Source organism: Methylobacterium guangdongense (assembly GCF_038442355.1).
Lineage (GTDB): Bacteria > Pseudomonadota > Alphaproteobacteria > Rhizobiales > Beijerinckiaceae > Methylobacterium > Methylobacterium guangdongense.
Genome location: NZ_JBBXMX010000003.1, coordinates 76,088 through 99,170, shown reverse-complemented (window position 1 = coordinate 99,170; position 23,083 = coordinate 76,088). Strand labels below are relative to the sequence as shown.

The window sequence follows — 23,083 nt, the reverse complement described above, 5'->3', positions numbered from 1 at the left end:
GAGCGGTTGGATACCGCGCCCGCTTCGGTCGGACGCCCGTCGGCGGATCATCGCGCGGCGGTCCGTCCCGGACGGTCCTCAGCCCGCCTTGAGGTACTTCTGCATGCTGGCGCTGAGCCCGGCGGAATGCGCCGCCAGCGTGTCGGAAATCTGCCGAACCATCTCGGCGAGCTGTCCGGTCTCGCCGGCCGCCGCGGAGACGCCGGTGATGTTGGACGACATCTCCTGGGTCGAGGCGGCTTGTTCCTCCACGGCACTCGCCATGGCCAGCGTCAGGCTCGAGAGTTCGGCCACTTCGTCGGTGATCAGGCGGATCGCCGTCACGGCCTCGCCGGTCGCCTTCTGGATCGCATGGACCTTATCGGTGATCTCACCCGTCGCCTTCGCGGTCTGACCGGCGAGTTCCTTCACCTCCGAGGCCACGACCGCGAAGCCGCGGCCGGCCGGCCCGGCCCGGGCCGCCTCGATGGTGGCATTCAACGCGAGAAGGTTGGTCTGGTCGGCGATCGATTTGATCATGCCCACCACCGCGTCGACCTCGCCGGCATTGGCGGCGAGGTTTCGGACGGTCGCGTCGGTCGCCGTGGCCTGATTGGCGATCTGCTGTGTGCGCTCGGAGACGCGTCCCACCTGGCCCGAGATTTCGTGGATCGAACTCGTCATCTCCTCAGAGCCGGCTGCCACCGAGTTCGCCCGCTCGCTCGCCGCGTCCGCCGACCGGTTCAGGCCCTGTGCGGAGTCCTTCATCTCACCGATCGCGGTCCCGAGGGCATCGACCACCCCGGCGACCTCGTCGGCCATCGCGAGCTGCGCCGTGATGACCGACCACGTCAGCGTCGGTCCGACATAGGTGCCGTCCGCGTCCGTAATGGCGGACACCTGCAGATCCAGCGTTTCGGGACCGACCTTGATCTTGGTTCGATGCGGCAGCCGGGACGCGTCGGCCAGCATGTTGCGCTGATGATGCGGGTTCTTGTGGAAGACATCAAACGACCGCCCCATCATTTCGGACGCCTTGATGGGGAGATAGCGCTCGATCGCTTCCAGCGTCTTGCGCGAGGTGCTGTTGATGTAGTTGATCTTGAAATCGTTGTTCGGATCGGCGGTCATCACGGCGACCGGCATTTCGTCGATCATGCGCAGCAGCCGGCCGGTCTCGTTCTTCTTGGCCGTGATGTCGCTGGCGAACTTGACGACCTTGAACGGCTTGCCGTCCGGGCCGAGGATCGGATTGTAGGTCGCTTCGAGCCAGACCTTGGTGCCCGACCGCGCGATGCGCAGGAACTCGCCGGACACGAACGCGCCGGCCCGCAGGTTCGTCCAGAATTGAGCATACTCCGGACTGGCCGCTACGTCGTCGCCGACAAAAATTCGATGATGTTTGTTCTGTATGGACGCGAGATCGTAGCCGACGACGGCCAGGAAGTTCGCATTGGCGTACAGGATCTCGCCATCCATGCCGAATTCGATGATGGCAAGCGAACGCGTGAGGGCGTCGAGGGTGGCACGGGATTCGTTGTAGGCTGGCTTGCGGAACATGGGAGCGACTCTGCGAAGACGTCGCATCATCCCACCGAGCTCCTAAACGGCGCTTTCAGCTGGTCTAAAAACATACCATTCGGATGCCATGATACGTCTCAGCGTGTGACAATTCCCGCGAATTCTTCGAGATCAAATTTCGAAAAGCATCAAAACAGGTCAAATCGCACATTGATCGAACGGTCGAGCATGATCACTGTCGGATCGCGGACCGAATATCAGAAGCACCGCCAAGATGATCGAACGGTGGCTCGTGGGTGCGCGCGAAGAGGCGTGTTGCCCAGTCTGATCCGCCCCATGATCACGCGGACACGGGCATTTGCCGCCACGTTTCCGAGCGTCGTCAGACGCAGGAGGGTCAACAGCCTGGCATGTCTTCGGCATAGGCAGCCCGCTACCGACCACTCGCCGCACCCATCGGCGGCGTAACCGAGCCGCGCAGGGTGCGATTTCGCGGAGCGACGGTGGTCACGTTCGGAAGGGGAACGCTGCCCTTCGACGGGGAAGGCCTGCCTGGCCGGCCCAGGAGTCGATCCTGCGGGCCGATACGGTTCTTTCTCAAAGGCCAGGCATGACCGCGCTCACGGGCCTGAGGCCGGCCTATCCGACAGCCGTCGCCCCGCGTGAGATGCGGGGCGACGGGCGGGAGTGAGCCGGCATGTCGCGGCCCGTCACCCGACCGGGCTCCGCCGCGGGGCGAGCCGTCGCGTGCGAGCCGGTGGTCAGGATACGCAAACCAGCGCAGGCACCGGACGACCGGTTGCAGATATCCCGTCCTCGTTCGCCGGGATCGGCGCAGCGACGACGGTGTCGCTCGCCGGATGGTCCTCGCCCGCGCGTGCGGGCTCAGCGGCCTCGATCCGCGCGATCAGGGCCTCGATCTCGCGGGCCGGGCGCGCAGGACTGTACAGGAAGCCCTGGGCGATATCGCAATGCCTGTCCCTTAGGACCTCCAGTTGCTGATGCGTCTCGACGCCCTCGACGGTGACGTTCATGGACAGAGCCCGCGCCATCCGGGCGATCGCCTCGACGACCGCGATCTTCTCGGGTCGGCCCTGGAGATCCCGCACGAAGGAGCGATCGACCTTCACCTTGTCGAACGGAAATTCCGTCAGGTAGCTCAGGCTGGAATAGCCCGTGCCGAAATCGTCCAAGGCGATCCGGACCCCCATCGCGCGCAGCCGCTTGAGGTTCTCCAGCACCTCGCCGCCGTGATCGAGCAGGACCGACTCGGTGATCTCGATCTCCAGCCGCTCCGGCACGAAATGCGTTTCGCGCAGGATGGCGGCGACCTCATCGTGGAAGCCGGGCATGCGCATGTGGATCGACGAGATGTTCACCGCCACCCGCTGGTCCGGCCAGTTCCGGGCATCGGTGCAGGCGCGGCGCAGGGCCCAGCGCCCGATCTCGACGATGAAGCCGGTCGCCTCGGCGATCGGGATGATCTCGGCGGGTGACACCCAGCCCAGCCCGGGCTTGTTCCAGCGCAGCAGCGCCTCCAAGCCGGTCACGCGGCCGTTCCGCATGTCGACCAGCGGCTGGTAATGCAACTCCATCTCGCCGGCCGCGAGGGCGACGCGCATGTCGCCGTCGAGTTGACGCTGGCGGACGACCCGCTCCTCCAGGGAGAGGTCAAAGCAGCGCCAGCAGCCCTTGCCGTCCGCCTTGGCGGCGTAGAGGGCAAGATCGGCGCGCAGGAGCAGGCCCGACGGCTCGATGGCGTCGTCGGGCACATAGGCGATGCCGATGCTGACGCCGATCTCAAGCCGCGCCTCCGCGATCCGGAACGGCCGGCTGAGTTCGGCCACGATCCGCGAGGCCAAAGCTTCGGCCGCCGCCCGCCCGACGTCGCGCACCACCACTGCGAACTCGTCGCCCCCCAGGCGAAACACGCCGTGCGGGCCGCCGATGGCCAAGAGACGCGCGGCCACCGCCTGGAGGAGGCTGTCGCCGACGCCGTGCCCGTGGCGGTCATTGACCGCCTTGAAGCCGTCGAGGTCGAGGTAGAACACCGCGCTGCGGCGCTCGATCGAATCGACCTCGCGGCAGAGCGCGGCCAGCGCGTCATGAAAGCCGGTGCGGTTGGGCAGGCTCGTCAGGACATCGTGGCCGGCGAGAAACGAGATGCGGGCCTGCGCCGCCCGGCTGGCGGTCACGTCGGACCCGACGCCCCTGTAGCCCACGAAGGCGCCCTGCCGGTCGAAGGTGGGCTTCCCGTTGAGCATCCACCAGCGAACGCCCTGCGTCGTGCGCAGGCTGACGGTGAGGTCCCGGAACGGGAGCCGGTCCCGGACGGCGCTGGCGACCGCCTCGATATCCCCGCGCGCGGCGCCGTCGGCGGCGAAGTCGTGCAGGAGCGCGAGCACGTTGAGGTCGCGCAGGTCGTCCGGATCCCGGCCGATCAGGGCGGCGAGGCGGCGTCGGGCATGGCACAGCCGGCCCGCGCTGTCCGTCTCCCAGAGCCAGTCGCTCGTCCCCTCCTCGAAATCCTTGAGCAGCAGGCCGATGGTCTCGCTCTGCTCCTGCACCATGACCCGGTCCCACAGACGGCCGTAGGACAGGCGGCACATCCGCCGCGCGCTCAGGAAGACGAAGGCCGCGTAGACGGCGAGCAGCACCGCGATGGAATTGCCGATCGGTGCCTCGCAGCCCAGGAGGCCGACGAACAGGCCGGTGACGACCGGTGCGGCGAGCAGGACGGCGACGCCGTAGATCGGGCCGACCACATAGGCGTCCGAGATGAGCCCGACGCAGACGGCCACCAGGATGACCCGGTACGCGTTGTCCATCGTCGGCAGCAGCACCGCCGGCAAGCTCGCCCAGGACAGGCCGAGCGTGAAGGCGAGGAGCTTCGCGGCCGTGAAGCCGCGGCGGACCGCGCGATCGGTCGCCGCTCCACGAAAGGTGCTCCGGAAGCGTTGCGCCAGGATCAGGGTCGCGGTGCAGAGCAGGGTCACCGCCCCGGCCACCCCGAGCAGATAGGCCGGCGGGGCGATGTCCCAGAAGATGCGGGTCAGGGCCAGCGCGACCGCCGCCTGGGTGACGGCCGAATAGGCGGCGAGCTGCAGGGTCTCGCCGAGCATCGCGACGCGGGTCTGATGATGCAAACGCGCCTCCCCAGTCACGTGCGCCGCTCGCCCGCGCGGCGGGACGGCGGCGCGGGCCGGCGCAAGCCGGAGGCGGTCGTAGGCGCTCAGGAGGCTCAGAGGGTTCATCGCGTCAACTCGGTGCGTCCTCGATGTCGGCCCGTCAGGCCGCCATGCTCCGGGAGGCCTCGCGGACGAGGCGGGCCGAGGCGTCGACCGACTGCGAGGCGGTGGCGATCAGATCGATGCTGCAGCTGATCTCGCCCATTGCGCACGTCATCGCCTGCATGTTCACCGACATCTCCTGGGCGACCGCGGACTGCTGCTCGACGGCGGTGGAGATGGCCGACGCGATCTCGTTGACCTCCCCGATGGTCGCGCCGATGCCCGCGATGGCGCAGGCCGCCTGGTGCGCGGCGGCCTGCGTTTCGGCGATCTGCCGACCGATGCTCTGGGTCGCGTTGGCGGTCTGCGTAGCGAGATCCTTCACCTCGACGGCGACCACGGCGAAGCCCTTGCCGGCCTCCCCCGCCCGCGCCGCCTCGATCGTGGCGTTGAGCGCCAGTAGATTGGTCTGGCTTGCGATGCCGGAGATCAGACCGACGACGTCGCCGATCCGCTGGGCCGCCGCGGCGAGCCCGGCCACCACGCTGGAGGTGGCGTTCGCCTGATCCACGGCGCGTCCGGTGACCTGCAGGGCGCGCCCGACCTGCCGCCCGATCTCGCCGACCGAGGAAGCCAGCTCCTCGGCTCCCGCCGCAACGCTCTGCGTGTTGCCGGAGGCCTGCTCGGCGGCGCTGGCGGCGCCGACCGCCTGCTGCGCAGTCTGCGCGATGGCGGTCGCCATCCCGTCCAGATCGCGGTCGATCCTGCGGTGCAGTTCCGCCCGGCGCAGCCGTTCCGCATAGGCCGGCGTGATGTCGACGGCGAATTTGACGACCTTCACGAGGCGGCCGGAGGCGTCGCGCACCGGGTTGTAGGTGGCCTGGATCCAGACCACGCGGCCACCCTTGCCGATCCTTTTGTACTCGGCCTGCTGGAATTCGCCGCGGCGCAGCGCCTCCCAGAAGGCGCGATAGGCCGTGCCGTTGTGTTCGGCCGGGTCGACGAACATCGCGTGATGTTGGCCCTTCACCTCCTCAAGACCGTAGCCGACGACCTTGAGGAAGCCGGCGTTGGCGGTGAGAATGATGCCGTCGAGGGTGAATTCGATGATGCCCTGTGCCCGGTCGAGGGCCGCGAGCTTGCCCGCGCTGTCGGCATGACGCAGCTTCTGCACCGTGATGTCCGATGCGCATTTGAATACGCCGTAGGGCTTGCCGTTACGCCCGATGAGCGGGTTGTAGCTGGCCTGAATCCAGACCTCCCGGCCGCCCTTGCCGATGCGCTTGTATTCGGCGCTCTGATGCTCTCCCCGGCGGAGCGCCGCCCAGAACAGCTGATAGGCCTCGCTCGCGCGTTCGGCGGCATCCACGAACAGGGAATGGTGCTGCCCCCGGATCTCGTCCAGCTGATAGCCGAGGGCTGCCAGGAAGTTGGCGTTGGCCGTGATGACCTTGCCGTCGAGGTCGAACTCGATCAGCGCTTGCGATGCGTCAAGGGCATTCAACTTTGCTTTGAGGGCGTCTTGAGGCAACCACATCTGACCTACCCAGTCTCTGGTGGCTCGTTATCTTGATTTCGGCCAGGATGAACGCTCCCGGCTTCCGCAACCTCAACCGGATCGACGAAATTCCGGCCTATTCAAAGTTTTCGGATCAAATTTTCTGCCATTTGTCCGCGATCGACGGGCGCTGGTCGATGCATGAGATCAATCGTGCCATTCCGTCGGGCGGGTACGGCTGAATAGGCCGCCGGTGAGCCGCCCCATCTTCGGACCGGGCGGCCCCGAGCCGCTGACTGCCGCTCTGGCGGATGCCGGGGTCGATGGATAATCCTACGTGGGCGACGCAAACGGACGAAGCATTCACGACCCAGACCGGCTTTGAATGGAAGTCTTCGTTCCTTTTAACCCTTTCAATACCAATAGCGTGACAGCGTAGATGTCAGAGCGACGTCCGCATACGGACGCGGCACGAGGGATGCCATATGCCCACCCGTACGCTGATGCGCCCGCCGGAGATGGTCGAGGCGAATCTCGTGGCCCGCGCCTTCTCCTCGCGTCACTTCCTCAAGCTGGTGGAGGACACCGGCAAGGTCGGCTTCTGGTCGGCCGACCTGCGGTCCGAGCGGCTGGACGCCACCCCGGGCCTCTACCGCATCCTGGGTCTGGACCCGGCCCTGCCCGTGACGTTCGCGTTCGGCCTCGACATGATCCATCCGGAGGACCGGGCCGAGCATGGCGATCAGATCGCGGTGCTGCGCAGCGGCCAGCCGATCCAACGCGAGTTCCGCATCGTCCGGCCGGACCGGACCCAGCGCTGGGTGCTGCACCACGCGGAGGTGATCCTCGGGCCCGACGGGCGTCCGGTGCAGGGCATGGGCGTCATCTTCGACGTGACCTCGCAGCACGAGACCATGAATGCGCTGATGCAGCGCCACGACCGCCTCAATGCCCTCCTCACCGCCACCGGCGCCATCCTCTGGGGCACGCAGGCGAACGGCGAGCCCACCGAGATGACCCAGTGGATGGCCCTGACCGGCCAGAGCTTCGCGGACATCCAGGGGCTGGGTTGGACGGACGCCATCCATCCGGAGGACCGCCCGCGCACGCACGCGGCCTGGATGACGGCGGTCGAGCACATGGCGGCCTACAACACGGAGTACCGCGTCCTCTGCAAGGACGGGATCTACCGCTGGTTCAACGCCCGCGGGGTCCCGGTCTTGAACAAGGATGGTTCGGTCCGGGAGTGGATCGGGGTCTGTCTCAGCGTCCCGGGCCGCAGCCGGTACGGCGCGGTCCTGGCTGATCCGCCGCGACCGACGGCCCCCCCGGCTGCCGCTCCATCGGACGCCGCCGAGGAGGTGCTGATCGCGAGCCAGATCCGTGCGGCGCGGGCGATTTCCGGCTTGTCGAAGGACGACCTCGCCCAACGCGCGAAGGTCTCGGTGTCCACGCTCAACCGGCTTGAGGATCCTGGCTCCGCGGTGCGGGCCCGCCACGACACGCTCCTGACTGTCCGGCGCGCACTCGAGGAGGCGGGGGTCGAGTTCACCTTCGAGCCGGGGCGCAAGCCCGGCGTTCGGGAGGCGTAGGAGCGCCACGGGCCGCCCCGCGGAGCACCATCAGTCCGGGGCCGCGTGGGCGCGAAGCTCGGCTGCGCTGGCCATCATCACCAGGGCGAGCCAACTCACCGCGAAAGCGTTGGCGCGCAACCTGGTAAGGGCGGGATCGTCCGCGGGCAAGTCCGCCGCGGCCCACCCGATCGCATCCATGAGGTCCTGCAGCGCGTGGGACAGGGAGGCGGTGAGGCACGCGATCTGAATGTGGCGCGGGCCGAGATCGACGCCCGCCCGGGCGTCGATCTCCAATTGTGCGCCCAGGCGGCGGCTCGCATCCGCCGAGAGGGTGACGGGCAGCGGCAGAAAATCGGCCATCGCCGCCTCACGCCGCGCGGATCTTGGAGAGGAACCGGGCCACCTCGCCGCCGAGGTGCTCGGATTGCCGCGACAGGTCCGAGGCCGCCGTCAGGACCTGCGTGGCCGCCGCGCCGGTCTCCTCGGCCGCCTGGGCGACGCCGGTGACGTTGCTCGTCACCTCGCCGGTGCCGACGGCCGCCTCGGAGACGTTGCGCACGATCTCCTGCGTCGCCGCCCCCTGCTGCTGCACCGCGATGGCGATGGAGGAGGCAACGCCGCTGATCTCCTGGATGCGCCGGCGGATCCCGTCGATGGCGCCGACCGCGCTGCCGGTGGCACCCTGGATGCGGCCGATCTGCGCGGTGATGTCCTCGGTGGCACGGGCGGTCTGACTGGCGAGTTCCTTGACCTCCGAGGCCACGACCGCGAAGCCGCGGCCGGCCTCGCCGGCCCGCGCCGCCTCGATGGTGGCATTGAGCGCCAGGAGATTCGTCTGGCTGGCGATGGCCGAGATCATGGCAACCACGTCGCCAATCTTGCGCACCGCTTCGCTGAGTTCCTGGACCAGCGAGGCCGTCTGCTCCGCCTCGTGGACCGCCTGACCGGCCAGATCCTCCGAACCGGCGACCTGCCGCCCGATCTCGTCGACGGATGCCCCCAGCTCCTCGGCCGCCGCCGCGACGGTGTTGACGTTGGCCGAGGCCTGGTTCGCCGCAGCCGCCACGGCGGTCGATTGCTGCGCGGTCTCGCTCGCGATGCCCGACATGCTGGAAGCGGTCGCCTGCAGCTCGGCGGCGGCGGACGCGACCGAGGTCAGGACCGAGCCCACCGTCTGCTCGAAGCCGTCGGCCATCGCGGCGAGGTCGGCCTTGTGCTGCGCTTCGGCGTGCGCGCGCTCCCGGGCCGACTCTTCCTCCAGGCGCCGGACCCGCTCGCGCTGCTCGACCTGCGCGGTCACGTCGATGGCGAACTTGGTCACCTGCACCGGACGGCCATCGGCATCGAAGACCGGGTTGTAGCTCGCCTCGATCCAGACCTCGCGGTTGCCCTTGCCGAGGCGGCGGAACTGCCCGGCCTGATACTCACCCCGCCGCAGCGCCTCCCAGAACCGGGCGTACTCGGCGCCGGCCCGGTAGTCCGGATCGACGAACATGCCGTGGTGCTGGCCCACGACCTCGGCCGCCGTGTAGCCCACGGCGTTCAGGAAATTCGCGTTCGCTTCCAGGACGCGCCCGTCGAGGTCAAAGCTGATCACCGCCTGCGACTTCCGGATGGCGTCGACCTGACCTTTCAGGGCCGCGGTCTCGACGGTCCGCGCCGTGACGTCGGTGGCGTACTTCACCACCCGCACCACCTGTCCCGACCCGTCGCGGATCGGGTTGTACGACCCGTTGATCCAGACGGCCTTGCCGCCCTTGGCGATCCGCTTGAACTCGGCTGCCGCGGCGCGTCCCGCACGCAGCCCGTCCCAGAAGGCCGCGTAGTCGCGGCTGTCCCGGTAGGCGGCGTCGACGAAGAGGCCGTGATGCTGCCCGCGGATCTCATCGAGCCCGTAACCCATCAGCGTGAGGAAGGCGGCGTTGGCCGAGAGGATGGTGCCGTCGGGCCGGAACTCGATGACGGCCTGCATCGCCTCGATCGCGGCCAGGCGGCTCGCTTGGTCCTCACGCATCAGGCGCGGTGCGGCGTCGATCCATTCCAGGGCGTAACCTTCGGACCCACCTTTGGCGGGCACGGGCACGATGACGACGTCGTAGCGGTCCGCGCCGAGGGCGACCATGGTTTGGCCGGCCGGCCGGTGCCCGCCTGCGAGCGAGCGACCGATCCCGTCGCGGCAAAAGCTGTCGATGTGATGACCTAGGATGTCCTCGGCCCGGAAGTCCGACCGGGTGTCGGCCGCACGTCGAAGCAACTCGATCATGGCCGGGTTGACCGCGGTGACGATCCCGCGCGCATCGAGGTTCATCACCGGTGTGTGGATGGCCGCGAGCGTCGCAATACCAGTCCTAACTCTGCGCCGTTCGCCCAGGAAATCGAGCATGACGATGATTCCAGCTCCGGATGAAAGCTCGATAATGCCGGGCATGATCAGCCCGTCCCGAGCGATGACCCATTATCGGCAGCACTGGATTGCTGATATCTGAATTCAATGCTCCATATGCCCTGCCGAAAATACCATTTCGGCAGGGCAGGACCTCAATCCGCGCGAATAGAGTTGTTTTGACCGCTGCAATGGCAGAAAAAATATCACCCGATTGACGGCGTCGGTCCGGCCGGGTTCGAGGATAGGGATGAACCGGATGTCACACGCGATGCTGGCTTTCGAAGACGAGATGGCTTGTATCGCGGCGCGCAACGGCGGCCCCGAGGTGATCCCTTCGGGCGTCAGCGCGTGGGCCAATCTGCTGAAGCGGCGGCACAGCTTCTGCGCCATGATCCGAAGATGCGTGCTCTGCGTTGTCGTCTGGCTGAACGACGACGGTCGTGTACGTTTGGCCTGAAAGGCAGAATGGGTCCGAGCAATACCGCGCATCGCCGAAGCGGTGCCCCGGACAGGCCGGGGTTCACAGGCGGCAAGCGTACCTGATCTCGGGCCTGCCTATGATCCGGCGCGGCGCGGTGGCGTCGACCGCTCTCGTGAGTCGATCACGCCGGGTCAGTCGAAGGGTGCCCCAGCACGACAAAGCCAGCACGCCAAGCTTTGCGGCGCGCCGTATTGGGCCGACCCACGTGCTTCATCCGCCCTGCAGACGCCGCTGTGGAGCATCAGCCCCTTACGGATGCGCTGGCGGAAGGGGTGGGATTCGAACCCACGGTGGAGTTGCCTCCACGGCGGTTTTCAAGACCGCTGCCTTAAACCACTCGGCCACCCTTCCCGACGGCATCCGCAACCCGACGGTTACGGCCACGGCCGATCCCCCGTCAACTGAAGAACGACGGTTGACCTGCGAGACCAATCCGCCTATCTCACCGCCCACGCCTGACGCCGCTGAACAGAGCGCGTTCGATCCGGGCCGTCGTCACGACGGTTCAATCGATCACAGGCCGATTGGGGGATAGTTTAACGGTAGAACGGTGGACTCTGACTCCTCTAGTCCTGGTTCGAATCCAGGTCCCCCAGCCACCTGATCTACTTACGCTTTTCGTCTCCGTTCACTAGAACAAACTGAGCCAGTTGGGCGCTCAGTTGGACGAATTCGTTCTGTCTCCGTCCACCGAACGCCCATCGTGACGGGCCTCCAGCTTCCGGATCGCGCTCTCGGCCAAGGCCGGGTCTCGGTTGAGGTAATGGGCGTCGAGGATCGACCGCACGTCCCGCAGCGCGTGACCCGTGATGGTCGCGATCTCGGCCTCGGTGCTGCCGGCGAGTGCCAGACGCGTGACCGCCGTCCCCCGAAGGTCGTTGAACGTGACGCCCGTGATCCCCGCCTTCGCGCAGGCCTTCCGCCATGAGGCGTGGAAGCCGTCAGAGGTCCAGGCCGTGCCTGCGATCGTCGCCAGGATGGTCGGATGCCGCGCCGCCGCGTCGAGTGCCGCCTTGAGGGGTCCGCCGACCGGGATGACGACGCGCGCGCCCGTCTTCGACTGCTGGAGGCGAATCACTCGGCCGTCGTAGGCGTGCCACGTCAGCCGCAGCAGGTCGCCCTGCCGCTGCCCCGTCCACAACGCCAGGGTGAGGGCGAGGTGGAGGTGGGCCGGTGCGAGGCGCAGGAACGTCGCCTCGTCGTCGTCGGTCCAGACTTTCTCTGCACGCGTGCCCCGGTAGAGCCTCCCGCCTTTCTCGCACGGGTTGGCCTCGATGATTCCGCGCTTGAGCGCCCACGACAGCACACGCGCCAGCACGGTCCAAGCGTAGTCAGCCTGCCGACGCGATCGCAGCGCCAGGCGGTCGCGCCATTCCAGAAACTCGGCGCGGGTGCGGCGGTCGGCGAGGGCGGCGATCGGGAAGTCAGCGTACGTCGCCTCGATGATTTTGATCTGGCGGATGTAGTCGAGCTTCGTCTGCGTGGCCCGATCCGTGAAGTCCGCGCTCATCTGAAAGGCCATGAGCAGATGCAGGAGCGTGCCCTTCGAGGGCTCCCGCCGACGCGCTACGGCGGCGTGATACGAGGCGATAAATTTCGGCGTCCCAGGCTTCCCCTCCAGGCGCGGACCACCCTTCCAAGCGTAGTGGTAGGTCACGGGCGAGCCGTCCGCGAGCGCCTTGCGAACGGTGTTGATGCCCTTAAGCCTCACGCGCATCGCGTCCTCGCTTCCACGCGTCGAAGGCGGTCGACGGCTCGACCGGCTCTTGATCAAAGCTCAGGACGATCCGACCTTCGGCCGTGATCTCAGCGCGCGTCGGTCTCATGCCGGCGGCGCGGGCGCCTTTCAGGGCTCGGGTCACGTCGGCCTGTCGGAAGCGCCCCGATGGGTGAGCGGTGGGGCGGGTCATCGAGCCCCCGGCGTCGAAGCGGCGCCCGGCATTGATACGGCGCCGGGCCGTGCTCCTGACGAAGCGAGCGGGATCTTGGCCGCCGCTCGACCGGCGGCGCTCTCGACCTTGGCGGTGATCCATGACTCATCGACCGACACACGAACCTGGATCTGGTTCTGAATGTCGACCTTGGCCTCGCCGGTAACCGGTGGCATGTCGGTAACCTTGGCGCTGATCTGGTCCGGCTTGACCGTCGCCTCGATCGGCTTCCCGCCGTTGGCGGCGGTGGCCGAGGCCGTGGCGGCCTTGTCCAGGCTGTTGCGGATGGCGTCCGCCTGCCCGGAGGCGTCGGAGCCCGCGGGCATCGACACCACCTGAACCGGGATCGTGCCGCCCGCGAAGATGGGCGGACGCGACGGCGGCAGCGGGACGGTCGCCGGGCCGTAGGGGCCCTGCGCCTGCGGCACCGGCGGCGGGGGCGGCGCCGGCATCGCCTTCGGCCCGTCCCCGAACCCGAAGGTCGGCAGCTCCATCCGCGTCGGGTCTCTGGCGCCGGCGCGCGTCGATCCAAAGATCATCTCGCTCCAGGTCTTGGCCCGGTTCGTGGCGTAGGGTCCCCCTTGCGCGCCAATCCCGCCGGCCACGTCGAGCCCGCCCTCGCCCCAGCCCGCCGGATAGCTCTCGATGCCGGGATCGGGCTTGCGCCCCAGCCGGCCGTAGCCGTTCATGCGGTTGTGGTTGGGCAGGGTGGCGTCAACGAAGCCCACGCCCGCCGCGATCGCGCCGATGCCGAGGCCCGCGGTGCCGATGAAGCCGAGCGCGCCCAGCGCCCCGAACCGACCGACCGCCTTGGCCGCTCCGCCACCGCCGAGCGCGCCGGCCGCGTTGCCGAGCGCGCCGCCGGCACCGAGCTTGGCCGCCGCCGCCGTGAGGGCTGCGGCCGACCCGTCGAGTGCGGCCGCCGAAGTGGTCAGCCCGAAGCCGCTGGTGAGCAGCCCGAGGCTCTTGATCCCGACGAAGGCGGTGCCGAACGCCGCGACCACGCTGGCCGCCTGCACCACCCGATTGTCCAGCTCGGCGAAGTGCTGGATCAGGTGGCCGGCTTTGTCGGTGATCCCGGTGAGGAACCCGCCGTTGCCGTCGTTGTCCCAGGCGCGGCCGAGCTTGGTCTCCACGTTCGTGATCGCACCGTCGAGCCGCCGCTTGGCACCATCGAAACCAGCATTGCGCTGATCGGAGACGTTCTGAGCATACCCCTCGGCGTGGTGGAGCAACTCCTCAATCATATGCTTCAACGTCTCGGGGTCACCGAGCGCGTTGGCGATGCGTGCGCCCTGCTTCGCTCCAAAAATGGCATTTGCCAGCGGCAGATTACCCGGGATCGCCTTCATGAGATCGGCAACGAAAGCGTTCATGTCGATGCCACCCATCGACTTGTCACGAAAACGGTTCGCGAGACCTGCAATACTTTTCTTCGATTTTGCGTCGTCGCCGCCAAGCACGTCCCCAAGCACGTCCATAATCGCGGGTGTAAATTTCGCCGGATCCGCGATTAGGGCCTTGCTCGCAAACACCTTACCGAGTTTCGCGTCTGCGTCTTTATCGAGTGTCACGCCATACTGTGCGGCAACCTGATCTTTGAAGGCGCTATAATTGAGTTTGTCGGGCGCCCGCTGATAATTCTTATAATCAAAACCGTTCGCCTTTAGCGCTTCCTTGGCGCCGCGCGTCGGAGCCGTGCCAGCCGCAACGAGCGCGCGGAAGGCGACGCCGGCCTCGTCGCCGCCCATGTTGGCCTTCTTGGAGATGCCAGCAAAGGCGAGCAGCGTCTCTTCGGACAGGCCCGCCATCCGGGCCGGGGTCGCGCCGTATTTGTAGGCCTGAGAGATGTCCTCGGGCGTCATGCCGGAGATCTTGGCGGCCTTAACCTGCACGTCCGCCGTCTGCTTGGCCGACGCCTTGGCGGCATCGAGCGTTGAGATGTCTTTTTTGAAGCCGAAGATCGCGCCTTCCATCTGCTTGACGGCTTCGGGCAGGCGCAGGTCGAGAGCTTGGCCCAGATTGGCCGCAGGCTCCATCAGGCCCATGACCTGATCTTTCTTCAAGCCGCGGGCGGCCAGCTCGCGCTGCGCCTCAAGCACCTGCACGTCGTTGTAGCGGGTGGTCCCGCCCATGTGGATCGCCTGCTCGACGAGCGGCCTCTGCTGCTCGTCGGTCAGGCCCATCACGGCCCTGCCGAAGCGGCGCTCGTTGTCGAACTCCTGATAGGTGTGCAGCGAGTGCGCGCCGAAGTGCTCGGCCTTGTGGACGGCGGTCAAACCGGCGATGCCGGCCGCGCCCTTCCATGCGTCGCGCCTCGCCTGACGCCGCTCGGCGATCGCCAGGGAGGCCTGCTCGACCTGCGCCTGACGCTCGGCGCGGCGGGTGCGGGCGAGATCGCGGACCTGGGCGTTGCGCGCCTGCTCGCGCTCCTGCTTGAGGATCGCGGCCGTGGTGCCCTCGACCGCGGCCTTGAGGCGGTTCTGCTCGGAGACCAATTTGCCGACGGAGACGCCCGAGGAGGACAACTCGCCCTTGACCGCCTTGAGTGCGCCGGCCTGCGCCTCGTAGGCGGTGGACGCGCCCTTGACCGCGCGCTGCGCGCTTGTGAGCTGGCGCTCCAGCTCGGTCACCTGCTTGCGAGCGGAGGCGATCTCCGTGGCGATCGCGCCCGACTTTGAGAACGACTTGACCCCGTCGAAGGCCGCGGCAGCCTTGCGCGCGCCGTCGAGGGCCGAGGCGATGCGGCCGACATCCATCTGCGCCGTGCGCATCGCCGTGCGCGCCTGGGTGAACTGCCCCTGCGTCGCGCGGAAGCGATCGACGTTGCGCAGCGAGGCCGAGGCGGCGTCGAGTTGCTTTCCGAGCTGCCCGATGTCTTTCGCGACCTTCGAGGCCTTCCCCATCTTCTCGAAGTTTTTCTGGATGGAGTCGAACATCTTCCCGGTGCGATCTTCGCCCGAGATGATAGCCTTGGCTTCGATGACGCGTGACATGGCCGTATCCGCTCAGTGCTTCGTTGCAGCGAGGGCTTCGCCCATTTGCTCGGCGACCTCGGCCCAGGTGGTGGCGACCTGCGCCACCGCATCGGCCACCCGGATCTGTGCGTCCCGGTCGTCGGCGAAGCGCTCGATCAGGCCCGTTAAGGTCTCAGCCGTGTAGTTGCCCAAGGTCTGGATCGTGCGGAGCACGTTATCCAGGCCGGCGAGGCTGCGCCGCAATTCGATGACTTCAGCTTCGAGTTGCTTTCGCGAGATCTGAGCCATCGTGTGCTTTCGCGAATGGAAGTGCAGCCTTGTTCGATTGACGCCGTTCCTACCCTCTGCGGGCAGCGATCGAACTTCCCGTTATTGGACTGGCCGCGTCGCCCTCAATGTGCGCCCGCAGAGACGTGTCAGGCCGTCGCGCGCCGCGCGACTACCTGCCCGGGTTCATGTAGGTGCCGCGCCACTCGCGCACGCCGCACCCGAAATCTAGCACCGCACGGAACTCGACGCCGAGCACGTCCCAGCCCTCACGGAAGGTGAGCTGCGGACCCTCGCGTCCGGCGAGGTAGGCAATCTCGATGCAAGGCATGACGCCTGGATCGGCGAACAGCCGCCACGCGCTGTCGGTGAAGCGCGGCTCGACGTGGAGCTGGAGCTTGCCCGGGAACGGGTTGGCGTCCTGGACCTGCGTCGCGTTGAGCTGCGTCAGGACCTGCTCGGCCTGCGTCTCCAGAGCCGGGCCAACCACGAGGTTTTTAGCGGTGGCGTTGATGGGCGTGATGCCGTCGAGCCCCTTCATCTGACGGAGGGCTTGGCGGCCGAGGCCGAGGCTCGCAACCGACAGCGGGCCAACGTCGGTCCCGGTGGCGACGTTGCCGTGACCGACGTTGTAGACGGGGGAGCCGTCGTACATGGTAACGCCGGAGCCGGTGTTGGCGGTGAACAGCTTTACCAGCTCGTCGTTCTCGGTCTGCGCTGCGCCCTGGCCGAAGGCGCCGAGCGAGTCCGCAAAGGCGTTGAGATCGTCGTTGATGAGCGCCGTGCGGGAGAGCCCAAATAGGCGGGCATAGGTCGCCATTGCGTAGAGCGGGCGGCCCTCCTCGGCGCGGGAGCCGTGCTTGATCTCGCCCTTCTCGCCGACCTTCAGAAGGCGCGGCGCCTCCGACAGGTGGACGTCGGTCACGGCCTTGAAGTCGGTCCGGGTACGGCGCCGGGCTAGCAGCTTCAGGGGCGTGCCGGCCGCCTCGTAGGCCTCGGTGAGGACGCGATTGGCCGACGACGACAGGAGAGTCGGGAAATCGGACGTGGTGTGCATCCCGCCACTGCGGCCGATGATTTGACCGGCGAGGTCGTCGCGATCGGTCCACCGGACACGCTCGCCGCGGGCTTCCAGAAGCGCCGTGCCCATCTCCAAAAGCGAACGGCCCATGTATTCGCGGGCGCGCCCTTCCGGGGGCTTACCGGTCATGCGGGCGTAGATTGCGCCCTGGATCGCCCCGGCGACGCCGTAGGTCGGATCGGTATCGGGGAGATGGGCCGAGCCGGCGTTGCTGGTGCGGTGTGCCTCGGAGCGGGTCGCCAGGGCGTCAAACGCGCGGGTGCGGAAGGCAGCGACGCTGGTGCCGTCCTCGATCGCGGCGTCCAGCTCGACGGCCGGGATGTTCGCCCGGCGGGCGATATCGGTGAGGCTTGACACCCGCTGGCGCTCGTTGCGGGTGTCGGAGCTGGCCGAGCGGGTCTGAGCCGGCGGCGGGGTGACGACGGCCGAGCCGCCTTCGTTCTCTTCGGGGTCCACGATTGATACTCCACTGCGGACGTAGGCGCCGGGGTCGGCGGGGATGGGGACGATGCTCACTTCCGCCGGGGTCCAGCGGGTGATGCGCATGGTGTCGGGCTGGCCGCGTTGGCCGGGGATGCGCTCGCGGGCCTCCGGGGCGTAGCCGACCGACACGTTGGCGATGATGCCGGCGGCGATGTCGTCGGCGATGGCGGCCACGTCCGCCCGGGTGGACAGCTCGCCGTCGATGACGAGCTGGCCGGCCTCGATCCGGGCGGCGCGGATGACGCCGATCTGGTCGGCCGCCGCGTTCTGGCGGTGGCCGTTCAGGATCGGTGCCCGACCGGAGTTGAGGCGGGTGAGGTCGACCGCCGAGGCGTCGATCACCAGCACCTCGTTGACCGTATCGCCGCTGCCCCAGTCGAAGCGCGGGATCGGCGCCGAGGTGGCGGCGATCGCCGTGAAGGTGCGGGCCTCGCGGTTGAACGAGGCGGCCGGAAGCGGCGCCCGGCGGGTGACGAGGTGCCGGGCGCTCACGACGCGAAATCTTCCAGGAGCGCCGCCGCGTGGATCCGATCCACGTAGCCGGTGGCGTCGATCAGGAGCGCCGTGGTCCCGCGCGGACCGTAGGTGCCGCGCAAGTCTTCCGCCTTGACGACTTGCCGATACCAGCAGCCCTCCGACTGGCGCAGAACGATGAACTGGCGAACGCCTGAACCGTAGGCCTGCCCCGGAAACATATCGGCCGGGCGGTTCAGATCGGTATCCCAGCGGTACATGCCGAGGCCGCCGACGACGATGTCTCGGATCGCCGGCATCGACAGACCCAGTTGACGAAGGGTGCCGACTAGCATCAGATTGAATAGGTCGGTCGCACAGAACATCCGACAGCGAAACGGGCCGGGTGAGCCGTAGATTCCGTAGCCCCAGCGTCCGATGAACTGGTCGATCTGACCGCGCGTTAGACCGCTGTGTGCGATCACTTCCTCGATGCTGAACTGCCGCACATTCGCCTCCGTAATTCGAGACGATCTCAACATCCCAACTACGGTCTGCAAATACTGACAATTTTACCGACTTTCCGTATGGTTTATGGACGGTAAAAATGCCGGGCTTGTCAGGCCCGGCACGCCGAACACTCGCTAGTGTAAGTCGAAGCCAAATAAGCCCATTTGGCTGTTGTGTTGCTCCCAAGCACCGCCCCCGTCTGCGATGCCGTTGTCGTCCTCTTCGAGGTCGCAATCGTCATCGCTTTCCCGGTCATCGTTTCGACCGTCCGCCCAACTGAGCTGATTTCCGCGGGTTGATGACCAGAACCGGTCTGGCCACCAGTTGCCGGGGCGATAGGCCGGGTTGCCGACGGTCTCGACACTGCCGAGGCTCGGCTCAAGATCCGGGTCAGGGGATGATGCGTCTGTGAGGCCAATGCAGGCCTCCACGATCACGCCCACCGCCGCCAGCTCGTTCGCCGACATCGGCGGCCGACCGGCGAGCACCCACGCGTCGAGCATCTGCAGGGTGCGGGCGAAGGCGTGCCCGAGCTGCACGGTCAGCGCGCGCCGGGGCGCGACGGCGGTGCGGCGCTCACGCCGGGCATGGGTCGCCGTGTGGATCGAGCGTGGGCGGCGTGGCGGCGGCAGGGGCGCTGCCGGCGGGGGCGTGACGGCCTCCCGCAGGGCGACCTGTCGGGGCTGCGCCCCCTCGGCGGCCAGCCCCTTCTCGATCGCCCAGGCCTGCCGGAGCGCTTCGCGGAAGACGATCCGGCCGGTGCGGGCGCGGTGCCACGCCATACGCATTACGCGCTGTGCGGGGGACGTAACAGGTGCGATTGGGGCGTGCGTCATCGCGCGCCCTGCGGTATACAGGGTCGAAGCCATCTCGATTCCTTCTCAATCGGGCTTGGTTCAGGCCCTCGCGAGCGCTCGAACGCTCTCGGGGGCCGCTTTGTTTTCGGACACTTCCCGCATCATCCGCTCCCGAACTGCGCGGATGAACTCGGCATTTTGCGATGTGCAGTTCTGCCGAGCAGCGGCAGTGAGGAAGTGCCGGACATCGTCCGGCATCCGGAAGGTGGCCCGGAACTCTCTCTCCATGATATGTCCCATTCCTGTCACCGTGACAGCCCGATAGGTGTGTCACGGTGACTTATGGCGGTCAAGCGGAAAAAGTCACGGTGACAGCATCAATGTCCGAGCGAGATACGGGGCGGGACTCGGACAAGTTCATGCTTCGGCTGCCCGATGGCATGCGAGATCGCATTGCCGACGCGGCGAAAGGTGCCGGTCGTTCGATGAACGCCGAGATCATCGACCGACTTCAATCATCATTTGATAAATCGGAACTTGAGCCGTCCTCCGATATGGTCTCCCGGATCGCAATAGCAGTGACCTTGCAGCTAATGCAGGGCATTCAGACGGCACTCAAAGATGCAAGTCCGGACGAGCAAGGCAATATATCGCAGATATTGGATATTGCAGGTAAAGACTTGATTGCGTCATTCAGAAAGACGCCAATGACAGTAAATAGTCCCATAGGGAACAAGCGGAGCCCGCGTAATGGATAGCACATTTTGGGCGGGGATTGTCATCGGTACTATCTTTAGCTTCGTGACAAACATAATCGCCCAGCGAACCGACTTTTTCTTCGTAAAAATCCTCGAACGTCTCAAGTTGCGTAGCACTGAGCGGCGAGCTGCCCGCCAAAGATTACAAGACAAATTAGCGCGCAATTTACTGGATAATCCGGGTCTGAGCAGTGCATATTTTGCTCTCAGAATGGCTACGGCAACGCTATTCACTTTAGGCGGCATGCTTGGCGCCGTGATGATGTCAATGACATGGGCGGCAACAGAAACTATGCGTCAAGTTGACGAGCTTGGCATAAAGCCTTCGGAAGCTCGAATTAACATGATATCTAGTGATAGTTTATTGCTCAAGATCAGTATATTACTTTGCTATGGGATTATACTCATCGGAGGGTGGACATACCTGCGGTCGGTAGGCAGGTTCATCAGAATGATAAGGCTGAGCAACGCCGGATCCACCGCCGTCGCGACTGGCGCAAATTCGCATTAGGAAGCCCAAGGGCGGCCGCTAGTCGGTCACGCGAGGTCCTGTTGCGTTTTTCGATCCGTCGCCACTGACGGCCTGTTTCTGGCGATCCTGGCGGCCAAGTCAGTCCTCTGGGTTATCCGCGCTCGAACTTGCAACCGGATTCACCGGCGTGCCCTTGAGCGCTTCCGCCATCGCGTCGGCCAGTGCGTCGGCGATGTCCCTGCGCATCGTCAGGACCGTTTGCTTCAGGACTAGGCGTACGCCGTGAGAGCCCTCCCGGGTAAGCGCGACGGCCAAGTCGTCGGCGGCCTGGGGCAAGCGCTCCAGCACCCGAACAATCTCCTCGCCGGCCCGAAGGGCGCAAGCCCGCACGGCATCGACGTGGACGATCTTACCCTGGCGTTCCTCCAGGTCGAGGCGCGCCAACTCGGCCTTGTAGGCCATGTTGCGGGCCTGCTCGACGGTGTAGACCGGCGCGCTCGGGTCGATCGGCATCGCCGGGCCTGCCGGCATCGCGAGCGCAGCTTCGAGCGCGGCCGGCCGCGGGGCCTGCGCCTTCGACAGGTCTGCGTGCTGGCCGCGAAGACGATCGTACTGCACGACGTTCACCAGGGCGACGCGACCCTGTCTATCACGCTGCACGGATAGGTTGTGTTGCTCTACCAGCCGCTTCACGGCAATGGAAACGGTTGGCTTCGACACGCCGTCGCGGGCTGCGATCTCGGCAATGCTCATCATCACCGCTTGAGACGGTCCACCGTTAGCCTCGGACCCGGGATTTTTGCCATCCGTTAGCATCGTTAGTCTCTCCGTTAGTGTCGTTAGCCTTGAAATCGAACAGCCTCACTGGCGAAAAGCCGGGGTCTCGTGCCCGTCTGACCGAAACCAGGGGAGAGGGACCCGCTCGACGGCTGGCCGATGGGGTCACCCCGCGGCCGATCCGCTCGACATTCCTTCCGCCGGTCTCCGACCCGAAGGGTTCAGGGTGTGGCCCCCTGTCGGGGTCCACCCCTATATCTTTAGATATAGGCAACCTCGCCACCCCCCTCGAAGTCCTTTAAAATCAACGACTTCCGCACAACCTCGACACCCCGACACAACCTCGACCCCCCTAATAATAACAAGCACTTACAAGCAACCCCGACACAACCCCGACACCCCGACGGCATATACTAGGTTGCCTCCGTCGTTGGTCGTTCTCCGTCGATCGGAGCTGCGTCGCCGGGCACGACGTAGGCCTTTGCGTGGCTCGGCCGGCCGACGTAGGCCTCGCGCAAATCGCCGCGCTGAAGCATCGAGGCGATCGCTGTTTCGATGTGTGCGAGCTTAAGGCCCTCCACCTCCCGGTAGGGCTTGAGGATGCGCGGGGCGTAGATCCCCGAGTGCTTGGAGAACGTCATCCGGCGGCCCTGGCCGTGAGCCCTCCGGATCGCCGCCAAGACCTTGACCTCGGTAGCGATCACGTCGATCGCGGCATCCATGCCCTCGACGCTGTCGGCGGAGCCGAAGCAGCCCTGCCACCAAGCGACGCGCAACTCGGCGCCGGCAGCGGCGAAGTTCCCTTTCAGGCGCTCCACGATCCGTAGATCCCGAGCCTCCGGACCGCTGGCCTCTTCCTGCGTCGGCCGGCGCATGTAGATCACGCTGCGCACGGCGTTACGCCACGCGGTCGAGCCGGAAATCCCCGACCCGTTCGCCATGCCGGCCACGCCAGGATGGGCCAAGGCGATCACAGCACCGTCGGTCGCGCGCGCCACAGCCTCGAGCATACGGACGTATTTCGTGACCTGCTGCCGGTCGATCTCCAGACCGCCGAATGTGTCGGCCACGGTGTCCACGATCACGAGCTGGACGCCGTTGGCGACGCAGAACGTCTTCAAGTTCTCATAAGTCGCCGTGGCTTTCAGCGTCCGACCTTGCTTGCCGTCGCTGCGGGCGAGCAACGCGTCTTCTCCAGCCAGCACGCGCCAGCATAGCTGTTGCTCCAACTCGGCGAACTCGATGCCGTAGCTCTTGTTGATGTCAGCCTGCCGGCGCTTCAGCTCGTCCAGGTCGTCTTCGGCCGCGAGGTAGAGCACCTTCCGGCGGGCCAGCTCGATCCCCATGAACGGCAGACCCATCGCGCAGCAGGTCGCGAGCTGCATCGCCAAAAGACTCTTGCCGGTGCCACCGTCGCCGGAGAGGAGTGTCACCACCTTATCCGGCACCCAATCAGGCACGCACCACTGCCGAGGTGGGATCGGTTGATCCTGAAAAGCGCTCGGCCACTCCACCGGCCAGCCGGTTGCGGCAGCCGCCACGGTGCGGGCGATGCGATCAACGCCAGAGTCTCGGCCATTCATCGCCCTGCCCCCAACGCGTCGGCAAGGGCGTGAAGCCGGGTCACTACTTCTTCGCGGTGCAGGTAGAAGCGCTCCGGATCACCGTGTGATGGCGACAGCCGGGCCGCGAGGCGGGCGATTTCCCGGACATCCGCGCGGGCCTCGATCTGGCCGCAACGGGACGGACCGGCAGTTGGGTTTTCGCGTCTAAGTCGTTGATGGATCACGGTCGCTTTTCCCCGCGATTGGGAGAAAAGCGTAAGCATCTCAGGAGGGTGGGACGGCCTCTGACTCCTCTAGTCCTGGTTCGAATCCAGGTCCCCCAGCCACTGTTGCTACAAGCAT

At 66.5% G+C, this 23,083-nt stretch carries 19 protein-coding genes and 2 tRNA genes; 6 read left to right on the top strand and 15 right to left on the bottom strand.

All coding sequences use genetic code 11. The features are described 5' to 3' along the window. Nucleotides 1–78 precede the first annotated feature (78 nt). From AAHG09_RS07520 to AAHG09_RS07510, 3 genes are all read right to left on the bottom strand, one after another. Nucleotides 79–1,539, bottom strand: coding sequence for a methyl-accepting chemotaxis protein (locus AAHG09_RS07520; protein ID WP_342106377.1), 1,461 nt, complete (start codon nucleotides 1,537–1,539; stop codon nucleotides 79–81). 722 nt (nucleotides 1,540–2,261) lie between these two features. Further along, on the bottom strand, nucleotides 2,262–4,646 hold the full coding sequence (locus AAHG09_RS07515) for a putative bifunctional diguanylate cyclase/phosphodiesterase (protein ID WP_342106376.1): 2,385 nt from the start codon (nucleotides 4,644–4,646) through the stop codon (nucleotides 2,262–2,264). A 142-nt stretch (nucleotides 4,647–4,788) separates the two neighbouring features. Then, on the bottom strand, nucleotides 4,789–6,267 hold the full coding sequence (locus tag AAHG09_RS07510; RefSeq protein ID WP_342106375.1) for a methyl-accepting chemotaxis protein: 1,479 nt from the start codon (nucleotides 6,265–6,267) through the stop codon (nucleotides 4,789–4,791). A gap of 47 nt (nucleotides 6,268–6,314) precedes the next feature. On the opposite strand from AAHG09_RS07510, the gene AAHG09_RS07505 reads away from it, so the two are divergent. Beyond that, nucleotides 6,315–6,470 (top strand): hypothetical protein, encoded by a 156-nt coding sequence (locus tag AAHG09_RS07505; RefSeq protein WP_342106374.1) that lies wholly within the window; start codon nucleotides 6,315–6,317, stop codon nucleotides 6,468–6,470. Between the two features lie 243 nt (nucleotides 6,471–6,713). Then, nucleotides 6,714–7,820: a PAS domain-containing protein gene (locus tag AAHG09_RS07500; RefSeq protein ID WP_342106373.1), complete on the top strand. Its 1,107-nt coding sequence runs from the start codon at nucleotides 6,714–6,716 to the stop codon at nucleotides 7,818–7,820. 30 nt (nucleotides 7,821–7,850) lie between these two features. Here the strand turns inward: AAHG09_RS07500 and AAHG09_RS07495 are convergent, their stop codons facing one another. Together AAHG09_RS07495 and AAHG09_RS07490 are read right to left on the bottom strand one after the other, a co-directional pair. Next, complete coding sequence (locus tag AAHG09_RS07495; protein ID WP_342106372.1) at nucleotides 7,851–8,162, bottom strand: hypothetical protein; 312 nt, start codon at nucleotides 8,160–8,162, stop codon at nucleotides 7,851–7,853. 7 nt (nucleotides 8,163–8,169) lie between these two features. Then, the gene (locus tag AAHG09_RS07490; RefSeq protein WP_342106371.1) at nucleotides 8,170–10,185 is read right to left on the bottom strand and encodes a methyl-accepting chemotaxis protein; all 2,016 of its coding nucleotides are present in this window, start codon (nucleotides 10,183–10,185) and stop codon (nucleotides 8,170–8,172) included. Nucleotides 10,186–10,456: 271 nt separating this feature from the next. Here AAHG09_RS07490 and AAHG09_RS07485 point away from each other — a divergent pair, with 271 nt between their 5' ends. Further along, complete coding sequence (locus AAHG09_RS07485) at nucleotides 10,457–10,645, top strand: hypothetical protein (protein ID WP_342106369.1); 189 nt, start codon at nucleotides 10,457–10,459, stop codon at nucleotides 10,643–10,645. 285 nt (nucleotides 10,646–10,930) lie between these two features. Here AAHG09_RS07485 and AAHG09_RS07480 read toward each other — a convergent pair. Further along, nucleotides 10,931–11,020, bottom strand: a tRNA-Ser gene (locus AAHG09_RS07480). A gap of 174 nt (nucleotides 11,021–11,194) precedes the next feature. Between AAHG09_RS07480 and AAHG09_RS07475 the strand changes: the two genes are divergently transcribed. Continuing rightward, nucleotides 11,195–11,268, top strand: a tRNA-Gln gene (locus tag AAHG09_RS07475). Between the two features lie 59 nt (nucleotides 11,269–11,327). Here AAHG09_RS07475 and AAHG09_RS07470 read toward each other — a convergent pair. The 7 genes from AAHG09_RS07470 to AAHG09_RS31905 all read right to left on the bottom strand — a co-directional run bounded on the left by AAHG09_RS07470 (nucleotide 11,328) and on the right by AAHG09_RS31905 (nucleotide 19,427). Continuing rightward, the gene (locus AAHG09_RS07470) at nucleotides 11,328–12,386 is read right to left on the bottom strand and encodes a tyrosine-type recombinase/integrase (RefSeq protein WP_342106368.1); all 1,059 of its coding nucleotides are present in this window, start codon (nucleotides 12,384–12,386) and stop codon (nucleotides 11,328–11,330) included. A 189-nt stretch (nucleotides 12,387–12,575) separates the two neighbouring features. Beyond that, nucleotides 12,576–15,596 carry a phage tail tape measure protein gene (locus AAHG09_RS07465; RefSeq protein ID WP_342106367.1) on the bottom strand — a complete coding sequence of 1,007 codons (3,021 nt, stop codon included), beginning with the start codon at nucleotides 15,594–15,596 and terminating at the stop codon, nucleotides 12,576–12,578. 12 nt (nucleotides 15,597–15,608) lie between these two features. Then, nucleotides 15,609–15,866 carry a hypothetical protein gene (locus AAHG09_RS07460; RefSeq protein WP_342106366.1) on the bottom strand — a complete coding sequence of 86 codons (258 nt, stop codon included), beginning with the start codon at nucleotides 15,864–15,866 and terminating at the stop codon, nucleotides 15,609–15,611. Between the two features lie 151 nt (nucleotides 15,867–16,017). Continuing rightward, entirely contained in the window at nucleotides 16,018–17,901 is a 1,884-nt protein-coding gene (locus AAHG09_RS07455; protein WP_342106365.1) for a prohead protease/major capsid protein fusion protein, read from the bottom strand. Next, a complete protein-coding gene (locus tag AAHG09_RS07450; protein ID WP_342106364.1) occupies nucleotides 17,898–18,371 on the bottom strand; it encodes a MerR family transcriptional regulator in 474 nt (157 codons plus the stop codon). The genes AAHG09_RS07455 and AAHG09_RS07450 overlap by 4 nt, the downstream gene beginning before the upstream one ends. A 135-nt stretch (nucleotides 18,372–18,506) precedes the next feature. Then, nucleotides 18,507–19,154, bottom strand: a complete 648-nt coding sequence (locus tag AAHG09_RS07445) for a hypothetical protein (protein ID WP_342106363.1) — start codon at nucleotides 19,152–19,154, stop codon at nucleotides 18,507–18,509. A 114-nt stretch (nucleotides 19,155–19,268) separates the two neighbouring features. Then, entirely contained in the window at nucleotides 19,269–19,427 is a 159-nt protein-coding gene (locus AAHG09_RS31905) for an Arc domain-containing protein (protein WP_412760010.1), read from the bottom strand. A gap of 161 nt (nucleotides 19,428–19,588) precedes the next feature. On the opposite strand from AAHG09_RS31905, the gene AAHG09_RS07440 reads away from it, so the two are divergent. Both AAHG09_RS07440 and AAHG09_RS07435 read left to right on the top strand, forming a co-directional pair. Beyond that, the gene (locus AAHG09_RS07440; RefSeq protein ID WP_412760003.1) at nucleotides 19,589–19,927 is read left to right on the top strand and encodes an Arc family DNA-binding protein; all 339 of its coding nucleotides are present in this window, start codon (nucleotides 19,589–19,591) and stop codon (nucleotides 19,925–19,927) included. Next, complete coding sequence (locus tag AAHG09_RS07435) at nucleotides 19,920–20,438, top strand: hypothetical protein (RefSeq protein WP_342106362.1); 519 nt, start codon at nucleotides 19,920–19,922, stop codon at nucleotides 20,436–20,438. The genes AAHG09_RS07440 and AAHG09_RS07435 overlap by 8 nt, the downstream gene beginning before the upstream one ends. A 99-nt stretch (nucleotides 20,439–20,537) precedes the next feature. On the opposite strand, the gene AAHG09_RS07430 is transcribed toward AAHG09_RS07435, so the two are convergent. Both AAHG09_RS07430 and AAHG09_RS07425 read right to left on the bottom strand, forming a co-directional pair. After that, nucleotides 20,538–21,155: a helix-turn-helix domain-containing protein gene (locus AAHG09_RS07430; protein ID WP_342106360.1), complete on the bottom strand. Its 618-nt coding sequence runs from the start codon at nucleotides 21,153–21,155 to the stop codon at nucleotides 20,538–20,540. A 434-nt stretch (nucleotides 21,156–21,589) separates the two neighbouring features. Further along, nucleotides 21,590–22,759, bottom strand: coding sequence for an AAA family ATPase (locus tag AAHG09_RS07425; RefSeq protein WP_342106358.1), 1,170 nt, complete (start codon nucleotides 22,757–22,759; stop codon nucleotides 21,590–21,592). Between the last annotated feature and the right edge of the window lie 324 nt (nucleotides 22,760–23,083).

Coding starts and splice junctions, on each gene's coding strand:
- AAHG09_RS07430 (WP_342106360.1), bottom strand. CDS start 21,155: ATGATGAGCATTGCCGAGATCGCAGCCCGCGACGGCGTGTCGAAGCCA.
- AAHG09_RS07500 (WP_342106373.1), top strand. CDS start 6,714: ATGCCCACCCGTACGCTGATGCGCCCGCCGGAGATGGTCGAGGCGAAT.
- AAHG09_RS07440 (WP_412760003.1), top strand. CDS start 19,589: ATGCTTCGGCTGCCCGATGGCATGCGAGATCGCATTGCCGACGCGGCG.
- AAHG09_RS07425 (WP_342106358.1), bottom strand. CDS start 22,759: ATGAATGGCCGAGACTCTGGCGTTGATCGCATCGCCCGCACCGTGGCG.
- AAHG09_RS31905 (WP_412760010.1), bottom strand. CDS start 19,427: ATGCCGGACGATGTCCGGCACTTCCTCACTGCCGCTGCTCGGCAGAAC.
- AAHG09_RS07495 (WP_342106372.1), bottom strand. CDS start 8,162: ATGGCCGATTTTCTGCCGCTGCCCGTCACCCTCTCGGCGGATGCGAGC.
- AAHG09_RS07435 (WP_342106362.1), top strand. CDS start 19,920: ATGGATAGCACATTTTGGGCGGGGATTGTCATCGGTACTATCTTTAGC.
- AAHG09_RS07490 (WP_342106371.1), bottom strand. CDS start 10,185: ATGCTCGATTTCCTGGGCGAACGGCGCAGAGTTAGGACTGGTATTGCG.
- AAHG09_RS07465 (WP_342106367.1), bottom strand. CDS start 15,596: ATGTCACGCGTCATCGAAGCCAAGGCTATCATCTCGGGCGAAGATCGC.
- AAHG09_RS07460 (WP_342106366.1), bottom strand. CDS start 15,866: ATGGCTCAGATCTCGCGAAAGCAACTCGAAGCTGAAGTCATCGAATTG.
- AAHG09_RS07520 (WP_342106377.1), bottom strand. CDS start 1,539: ATGTTCCGCAAGCCAGCCTACAACGAATCCCGTGCCACCCTCGACGCC.
- AAHG09_RS07485 (WP_342106369.1), top strand. CDS start 10,457: ATGCTGGCTTTCGAAGACGAGATGGCTTGTATCGCGGCGCGCAACGGC.
- AAHG09_RS07445 (WP_342106363.1), bottom strand. CDS start 19,154: ATGGCGTGGCACCGCGCCCGCACCGGCCGGATCGTCTTCCGCGAAGCG.
- AAHG09_RS07510 (WP_342106375.1), bottom strand. CDS start 6,267: ATGTGGTTGCCTCAAGACGCCCTCAAAGCAAAGTTGAATGCCCTTGAC.
- AAHG09_RS07470 (WP_342106368.1), bottom strand. CDS start 12,386: ATGCGCGTGAGGCTTAAGGGCATCAACACCGTTCGCAAGGCGCTCGCG.
- AAHG09_RS07505 (WP_342106374.1), top strand. CDS start 6,315: ATGAACGCTCCCGGCTTCCGCAACCTCAACCGGATCGACGAAATTCCG.